This window comes from Candidatus Symbiopectobacterium sp. (genome assembly GCF_020054415.1).
GTDB lineage: Bacteria > Pseudomonadota > Gammaproteobacteria > Enterobacterales > Enterobacteriaceae > Symbiopectobacterium.
The window spans coordinates 1-8,096 of record NZ_JAHWCO010000494.1 but is presented as its reverse complement, the minus strand read 5'-3'; the positions used below and the strand labels follow the sequence as shown (position 1 = coordinate 8,096).

Annotated in this window: 6 protein-coding genes and 3 pseudogenes; 1 reads left to right on the top strand and 8 read right to left on the bottom strand. The window is 49.8% G+C overall.

Annotation, left to right across the window (positions count from 1 at the left end; translation table 11 throughout):
• Positions 1-172 precede the first annotated feature (172 nt).
• The 5 genes and pseudogenes from QZ506_RS14480 to QZ506_RS14460 all read right to left on the bottom strand — a co-directional run bounded on the left by QZ506_RS14480 (position 173) and on the right by QZ506_RS14460 (position 3,238).
• Positions 173-349, bottom strand: a complete 177-nt coding sequence (locus QZ506_RS14480; protein WP_291971973.1) for a hypothetical protein — start codon at positions 347-349, stop codon at positions 173-175.
• Positions 350-459: 110 nt separating this feature from the next.
• A pseudogene (locus tag QZ506_RS14475) lies at positions 460-1,806 on the bottom strand (putative bifunctional diguanylate cyclase/phosphodiesterase).
• Between the two features lie 59 nt (positions 1,807-1,865).
• A complete protein-coding gene (locus QZ506_RS14470; protein ID WP_291971972.1) occupies positions 1,866-2,528 on the bottom strand; it encodes a hypothetical protein in 663 nt (220 codons plus the stop codon).
• Positions 2,529-2,533: 5 nt separating this feature from the next.
• Positions 2,534-2,701 carry a hypothetical protein gene (locus QZ506_RS14465; RefSeq protein ID WP_291971970.1) on the bottom strand — a complete coding sequence of 56 codons (168 nt, stop codon included), beginning with the start codon at positions 2,699-2,701 and terminating at the stop codon, positions 2,534-2,536.
• A gap of 42 nt (positions 2,702-2,743) precedes the next feature.
• Entirely contained in the window at positions 2,744-3,238 is a 495-nt protein-coding gene (locus QZ506_RS14460) for a hypothetical protein (protein ID WP_291971967.1), read from the bottom strand.
• A 23-nt stretch (positions 3,239-3,261) separates the two neighbouring features.
• Between QZ506_RS14460 and QZ506_RS14455 the strand changes: the two are divergent.
• Positions 3,262-3,444 (top strand): annotated as a pseudogene (locus tag QZ506_RS14455) (transposase); the annotation flags it as partial.
• A 172-nt stretch (positions 3,445-3,616) separates the two neighbouring features.
• Here the strand turns inward: QZ506_RS14455 and QZ506_RS14450 are convergent.
• The 3 genes and pseudogenes from QZ506_RS14450 to QZ506_RS14440 form a co-directional block, all read right to left on the bottom strand.
• Complete coding sequence (locus QZ506_RS14450; protein ID WP_291971965.1) at positions 3,617-7,108, bottom strand: DEAD/DEAH box helicase; 3,492 nt, start codon at positions 7,106-7,108, stop codon at positions 3,617-3,619.
• 368 nt (positions 7,109-7,476) lie between these two features.
• Positions 7,477-7,848, bottom strand: coding sequence for a hypothetical protein (locus QZ506_RS14445; protein ID WP_291971962.1), 372 nt, complete (start codon positions 7,846-7,848; stop codon positions 7,477-7,479).
• Positions 7,849-8,011: 163 nt separating this feature from the next.
• Positions 8,012-8,096 (bottom strand): annotated as a pseudogene (locus QZ506_RS14440) (lipoprotein); the annotation flags it as partial.

Below are 8,096 nucleotides of genomic sequence, written 5' to 3'. Positions count from 1 at the left end.
TGACACGCCTGTTTTGGATTAAAATGCTGATCGCTCCGGGATGCATCACCACGCTCTGGATTTAACATACTGATTTTACGTCAAGGGAATCCGCAGCCTTTATGGCTACGCAGCATAATATCTATTTATTCAACAAAGCCACTGCGGTATAACAGGATGACAGCATGCGCTGCTACATCCAGTCCGCAGCGCCGGCAAAATTTTCCGTACCACGATAACATCTAGGATAATCATGGATCAGACGATCCACGGTCACCTGGGCATAATCACCATAGTCCACCGCCCATACGGAAGAAGAAAGACACGCCAATCCCACATCCACTGCTATTCTTTTATCATTTACTGCCATCCCTTATTATTTTTGCTGGTGTAACTGTTTACAGCGTAAGGGGTTATGCAGTTTTTCGTTAATACATTACTCATATGAAACATTAGGAAACAATCAGCCCGAACGCGGGTTTAGTGACGCTCCGCATCCTCAATTGAGACTGAACCATCGGCACCACACTGTTTGCGCTCCGTTAACCAACACCTCATCTGTTCGGGAGCCATTGGCTTGGCAAACAGGTAGCCTTGTGCCACCGGATAACCCTGCTCACGCAGAAAGCGATTTTTCGCCGGTGTTTCAATGCCATCCGCAACCACAGTCAGGAACAGGCTACTGCCGATCCCCAAAATAGCGCTGCTCAACGCCCGCGCGGCTTCATCCGCCTCTAAATCGGCGACAAAACTGCGATCCAGCTTTAGTTCGGTTACTGGCAAGCGCCGCAGATAGCTGAGACTGGAATAGCCTGTACCGAAATCATCCATCGACAGGCACCCCCCCCCCCCCTGCTCACGCACTTCAGCGATGGTTTTCATGGTGTTGGGATTGGTATCGAGCAGAACGTTTTCGGTGAGTTCGAGGGTTAAATGCTCCGGCGACAACGCATGACTGGCGAGCGTAGAAGCAATCATGTGCGGCAGATCGAGGTTGTGGAAACTGGTGGGCGACAGGTTGACCGAAACCGAGGGCACCTGCAGCCCTTCGTCACACCAGGCGGCCAATTAGCAGCATGCTTCGTGCAGCGCCCAGCGGCCCAGAACGGCGATCAATCCGCAATCCTCTGCCAGCGGAATAAAACGCGTTGGCGGAATACTGCCAAGCTCCGGGTGCGTCCAGCGCGCCAGCGCTTCCACACCGTACAATTTCCCGGTTTCCAGCTCAATTTGTGGCTGGTAGTGCAAGGAGAGCTGATTGAGTTTTAATGCCTGGCGCAGTGCGCTTTCCAACACAAGACGTTCTTGTGCCAATTGATTCATTTCATTGCTGTAGAAACGAGATTGCCCACGTCCACCACTTTTGGCCTGATACATCGCCATATCGGCACGATGCAGCAACGTATCCAAATCTCGGCCGTCAGCCGGAAACATGGCGATCCCGACGCTGGCGGATATCGACACATTGGTACCCAGCAGCACCATGGGTTCAGCCAATATCGACTGAATCTACTCGACTCTGTCACCCACCTGGCCCATACCGCATCCCTGCAAAATCACAACAAAATCATCACCAGAAAGTCGCCCGGCAATGTCCACAGCCCGCAATTCATGGCGCAAGCGTGCGGCTACCTGTCGCAACAGTTCGTCCCCCACCGGATGTCCCAGCGAATCGTTAATTTGTTTGAAGCGATCGAGATCGATAAACAAAAATGCCATCTCGTCGTCGTCGCGAGTGGCGGCGACAATAGTTTGATCGGTGGTGGCTTCGAGCAGGCTGCGGTTGGGCATTCCCGTCAAATTATCATAGAACGCCAATTGCCGCATGCGCTGGCGTTCATGCTCACGCACCAGCGCCAAGGTGCACAAATGAGTACAGGCGTCGATCAGGCCCTGATGAAACGTTCTCGCTCTAGTGTTGCGCGGCATTCCGGACAAGCGCCTTGTCCGTTGTTGCTAAACAGGCTGGCAGAATGCCCACTGACACGCGCAAACAACGCGCGGACGGACTCCGCAATCCCCATATAGCTTGCAATCGTTGAACGACGCGTTCCACCAAGCGCACGTTGGTCGATCAGCACGGCATGCGGATAGTAGCGCGGTAACAACCTGTTCACTAACGTGCTTTTTTCCGACCCGGCTACGCCAGTGACCACGGTGAGCGTCACCATGGGGAATGACACGTTAAGGTGATGCAGGTTATGCAAAGAAACATCGTGCAACCGTAATTGCCCGGTTGCCTTGCGCGGTTGGGTATTGAGACGTAAGGGACGGGACAGCGCACGGGCAGTAGGCGTATCCGAGCGCCGTAACCCGGCATAGTCCCCCTGATAAACCACCCGCCCGCCGTTAATACCAGTGGCTGGTCCCATATCAACAATGCTATTGGCAATGGCGATAACGTCCGGATCGTGCTCCACCACCAGCACCGTATTGCCCTTATCACGCAAACCGCGCAACAAGGCATTGAGTTGATGCACATCACGGGGATGCAAGCCTGCACTAGGCTCGTCAAAGATGTAGGCAATATCGGCAAGGCTGCTGTTCAAATACCTCACCATTTTGACACGTTGCGCTTCCCCACCGGACAGACTTGCTGTCGCGCGCGCGCCAGCCCCAGATAATCCAAGCCCAACGTCACCATGTGCTCCAGTCGCTCAATCATTGCCGCTACCACCGAGGCAACCGGAGCAATCGCTAAACCACGCAAAAAAATAAGCAACTGCCCGACGTCCATTGCCGCGCAGTCCGCAATCGAGTTGCCCTAGATGGTACACGACAATACAGTGGGATTAAGCCGCGCCCCCAAACAATCAGGACAGATCTGGCGAGCTATCACCGCAGCCAACCCTTCTCGCTCCGCCTGCGTTAAACGGCTGGGTTCATGATCAAGATAGGCTCGTCGAAAGCGCGGGATCACCCCCTGATAGCGTGCGGTTGCTGGCCATCCGGGTAAAGGCTGTGTCACCGTGAGATCGTCTTCATACAGTAAGGTCTGCCACTCGTCGGAAGAATAGTCTGACAACGGCTTGTCATTATCAAACAGCCCAGAGCAGACATAGCGTTTCCAACGGTAGCTCCCGGGCGCAAACGTGGGAAAGCGAATCGCGCCCTGATTGAGGGATCGGCTACGATCGAACAATCGTTCAAGATTGGGCTGATCCACTACGCCTAGCACCTGGCACTGGGGGCACATGCCCTGAGGATGGCTTTGTTGAATAAATAGAACTTTTGGGTAATCATCGGAGCAGATCACCACAGTTGTTTCAAAATCAGGTCGCCATGGCAAAACAAAATGTTAAAATCACCAACTGGCCCTCTTATAACAAGGCCCTAAAGCAGCACGGTTCTCTAACCGTATGGCTAGATGAATCAGCCATTGCTGCATGGACGGAAAAAAACACTACTGAACGGCGTGGACGACCGCTCTACTACTCAGATATGGCCATCACCACAGTCCTGATGGGCTTTGTTGAATAATAGGGAATTGTGCTGTTTTGCCATACTCGTTTTGGCAGAAAATGCTTGTCATCTTAGGTGTGCCGTTTTCTTATGTGGCCTAACTACACGATTTTACGTTGTCATGATCAGCAGTTTCACTGGAGGGACAGCATAAAATATATTTATTCAAAAAAACCTATGAGAGTGAAAAAAGAGCATTGAGATCTTGAGCATCTAGATTACCTATCCATTGCTCTCCCTGACTCACCACCATGTCCGACAATTCGCGTTTACGCTGGATCATTTCATTGATACGCTCTTCAAAAGTCGCACTGGTGATAAAACGGTGTACTTGCACATTTTGCTTTTGCCCTATCCGATAGGCTCGATCAGTGGCTTGCGCTTCCACTGCAGGATTCCACCATAAATCAAAGTGGATTACATTCGAGGCAGCAGTCAAATTAAGTCCTGTTCCTCCTGCCTTGAGAGAAAGCAGAAACACCCGAACGGTGCGATCAGTCTGGAATCTTTCCACCATTGCATCCCGTTTGGCACGGGAAAGACCACCATGTAGAAACATTGGCAACTGTCCATATCGTTGCTGCAACCAGTAAGCCAACAATTCGCCCATCTTTCTGAACTGAGTGAAAATCAGTGTTTTTTCGTGGCTGGCATGCAAATCATCGAGCAGGTCGAATAGACGTACTATTTTCCCAGAACCCATTGGATCACCGGCAGGTTGCTTCAAATACTGGTCTGGATGATTACAAATCTGCTTCAGTTCCAAAATCATTTGGAGAACCAGCCCTTGGCGTTTAAACTTATCTTCCTCAGCCTCAACAGCCTTCAAACCTTCTTGCACGACAGACTCGTACAATGCCGTTTGGAGTGCTGTCAAAACACAGTATTGATCACTTTCAACTTTATCAGGCAAATAACTGATAACATTTCGATCAGATTTGAGACGACGCAGTAAGAATGGTGCCGTAACGCGTCGAAAGCGTTCTGCCACCTGTCGATCACGGTCAGTCTGAATCGGTGTAGTGTATTCTTTCTCAAATTGTTTTAGCGTGCCAAGATAACCACGATTCGCGAAGTCCATCATGCTCCAGTACTCGGATAGACAGTTTTCAACAGGCGTTCCACTCATGGCGATATAGCCTGCCGCAGGAATGGTTTTGATTGCCTTGGTCTGTGCCGCCGATGGATTCTTGATATTTTGCGCCTCGTCAATAACCAATACCCGCCAAGAGAAAACTTTGAGCGAAACTATCGCGCTACGAACGATGCCGTAAGTTGTCAGCAGAATATCTGGCCTATCGAGGGACAACTCACGTTTACTGCCATGAAATACACCAAGAATGAGTTTGGGTGCAAAGCGGGTTATTTCCTTTTGCCAGTTAGTTAGCAAACTGGTAGGAACGACGACCAGAGCCTTGGCCTGATCAAGTTCGCCATCCTCTTTTAGCTTAAGAAGAGTACTGATAACCTGTAGCGTTTTCCCCAGTCCCATATCATCTGCAATAACGCTACCGAACCCCATGCGTAAATTTCGCAGTAACCAAGTATAGCCCCGTTGCTGGTAAGGTCGTAAGGTAGCCTTAAGATCATTCGGCAAAGGTACATCACCAGTTTCTCGCAATTCTTTCAGCAACTGTTGCATATTGTCGTCGATCAATACTTGCGTTCCCGAATATTCGCCCGCTAACGCAATGCGTAGCAATTCAGTGCCTGATAATCCAGAGGGACGCGCCAAGTGAGTTTTAAGACGTGCAATTTCGTCAGGATCAAGATAGACATATTCACCCTTGAATCGAACTACGCCCGTTACGTCATGAACTAAGCGTTCGAATTCAGTACGGGTGAGTTGGTGTTCGCCAAGCGCCACACGCCAGTCAAAGGTCAGTATATCACCTGCACCCAAGTACCCCCCCGTCAGACCCGGAGTCTTGCTAGAGACTTTCATAGACAAACGTGGACGTAGCAACCTCTCCAGAGCCTTGGGTAACAAAGTTCGAATACCAAGTAACTGAATGGCGGGAAGCGTATTGAATAATAACTCTGGCAGCTGCTCAGACGTCAGCTCAATAGGAGAACCGGCACCTTGTCTCAGATAGTCATCAAGAGGTGGAAAAAACTCTGCTAATAAAACGACCGTTTGTAAAACGCCAAAACGATGCTGGCTCCAGTCCTCATCGGAGAGAACAGTGTGTAACGAAACGGGTGGCCCCAGCAATGTTGCTTTCGACTGAACAGCTAGAGCAACTTCAAAATTCCCGTTCACGCTTTCATTCAGACTCAAGACTGGCACGTAGTTCCGTTCAGCTAGGTGATAACGTGCTAGCCAAGTGTATAAAGCCGGGCCAATAGCACCTTCCCCAGGATCATCAAAATGTTCCGAGTGGTTACTGAATAATAGAGACAGGATTTTAGTATTGGGTGGTTTTTCTTTACTGAACTCAGACCATATATGCATATAGTGACCAAGAAATACCGCACAAAGAGTACTGGACTGCATCACAGGAGAGAGGGACTGATTCGGGGTCAACGTGACTAAATGTGAAGGCAGACCATAGGCCAGACGCTGGATCTGATCAGCCACTGTTCTATCTAGCATAGCAGGCAACCAACGTACCCTCAGTTCATTTCCCTCAACCGTGAACACTTGCGGCACCACCGCTCCCTTGGTAAGCAGATGTAACGCTATCATACGCAAGTGGAATAATGCCGCCACCTCAGGTTGCCTGTCCTGTAAGTCTGAGAGTGTCAGTTGTGCTAATGCGGCATCCAGAGAGAAGATGGTATGAATATTATTAATACCGCCAATAACAATATCCCCATCCATTGTTAATGTAATACGAGGACAGTGATGAGGTAATAAGGTGACTTGCGGCATATCCACCAAACGCTGCCCGTACAACGTATTACGTGCTTCCTTGGCTACTCGCGTCAATATTTTTTGCATCACTAAGCGCAGATCTCCCCCAGTGAAGAATGCAGGTCGAGATGTCAGTACAGCCAGTAGTGGTTCAGACAACGAGGGCAAATCAGCATAAGGCAGCATATCCAGAGCCGCAGGCTCAAAAGGAACAACTTCCGCAGAGACGCCTTCCTCTTTTAACAACAACGCCGACAGACAGGGAACATTGGTTTCTACTTGGCGCTTGACATGAATACCACGAACTTTTAGCTGTTGAACCAGATCAACACCTCTAATGGAAAACACAAGAAATGGATTGTTGTCAATTTCTCGACTGACTAGGTAAATGGTTGCTGCAAGGTGTTTACAAGGCACTGCACAATCTGGGCAGGAACAACGCATCGTCAGATCGTTCCATTGTGATGGAAAGACTGAAATGCCAAGGCGCTTTGATTGAGTTAACACCGAGGGCGCTAACTCCCGATTGAGTAGACGAGCAATAACACTAGGATCGGCTACCAGCTCATCAAGCAGTATATCAACCTGCGTCTTAGGCAATGAAGGAACTTGGATAGAAACCTTATAAGGGTGTGAGCGAGACCCCTGTACTTCGGAGTGAATAGCACCTCCAGCCACCGTAAAATTTTTTACCGCACCTTTATTGGCATAAGATCTTCCACGCGGCAATCGGTTATCATAATCAATGTGGGTAAAGGCATTCAGCCACTGCTCACCCCACCAAGTGTTACCATACGTTATATGTTTCACTATGATACCTGATTAACTTAACGGTTTAACGGCATATCGGACTGTTAACCACCCATCGATCTGTTCAATGATGGCCTGTATAGAGTGCGTGCTATTGGGGAACTTATTTTACTCCCTGCATGCATAAATTGCCGCTTCTAATTTCTTCTCGTAGCCTATGCGCTAGTGACGTTCTGCACGCAGCGACCGCATCTGCTGATCAATGTGTGCGCCTATTTTTAACTGGTCAACAGCGAACACCGGTCTTGATACCTCGGCAGTTTTACGCGATACCGGCACGGGCACTTTCACTTCGACATAAACAGGATCCGGGCGTGGGGTTTCTCCACATCCAGACAGTAGCAAAACACCCACAAGTATTAAGCGCTTCATTTCGAACGCTCCCGCCGTAGCTCATCATCAAACGCCGCTGACGCAGCCGCACATGCTTCACCCCTGGTTTGTTCAGACAGAACGGCATTAGTGGCGGCATACTCCGTCTGTGCCGATTTACGGGTTTCCTCTTGTTTTGCTTTTGCGCTGGCTTCTCGCAGGTCTGCTAAAAGTTTTAATGCCGCCACGCCGTTGTTTTGGGCTGATATCGCCTCATCCTGCTGGCGTTTCTCCGTTTTGCATGCTGTCAGCAGATTATTGAGGTTATCAATGGTGGGTTGGTAGTCGCGCGCAGCCAGCCAGGCACCCGCGCCAACGATGGCCGCCAGTGCTAACAGGAAAACAATAAGTCGCGTAGTAGTGTTCATTTATGGGTCTTCCCCGATCATGGTGGCAGGAAACTATACCTGATACCACATCAGTGTTCGCAACGCTCATGCATCCGAATCACTAACTGAGTAATTTCATCAGGATTTGGCTTTGTTGAATAAATCAGAACTTGTGACGACTGCGCCCCATACGGGTCGATTGTTACGTGATGCGAATACTGTTCGGCATTCCTAATAGCGTGATCCGGTTAAGCGCTTTGACCATGGCCATGGCTTCACCCACCTGA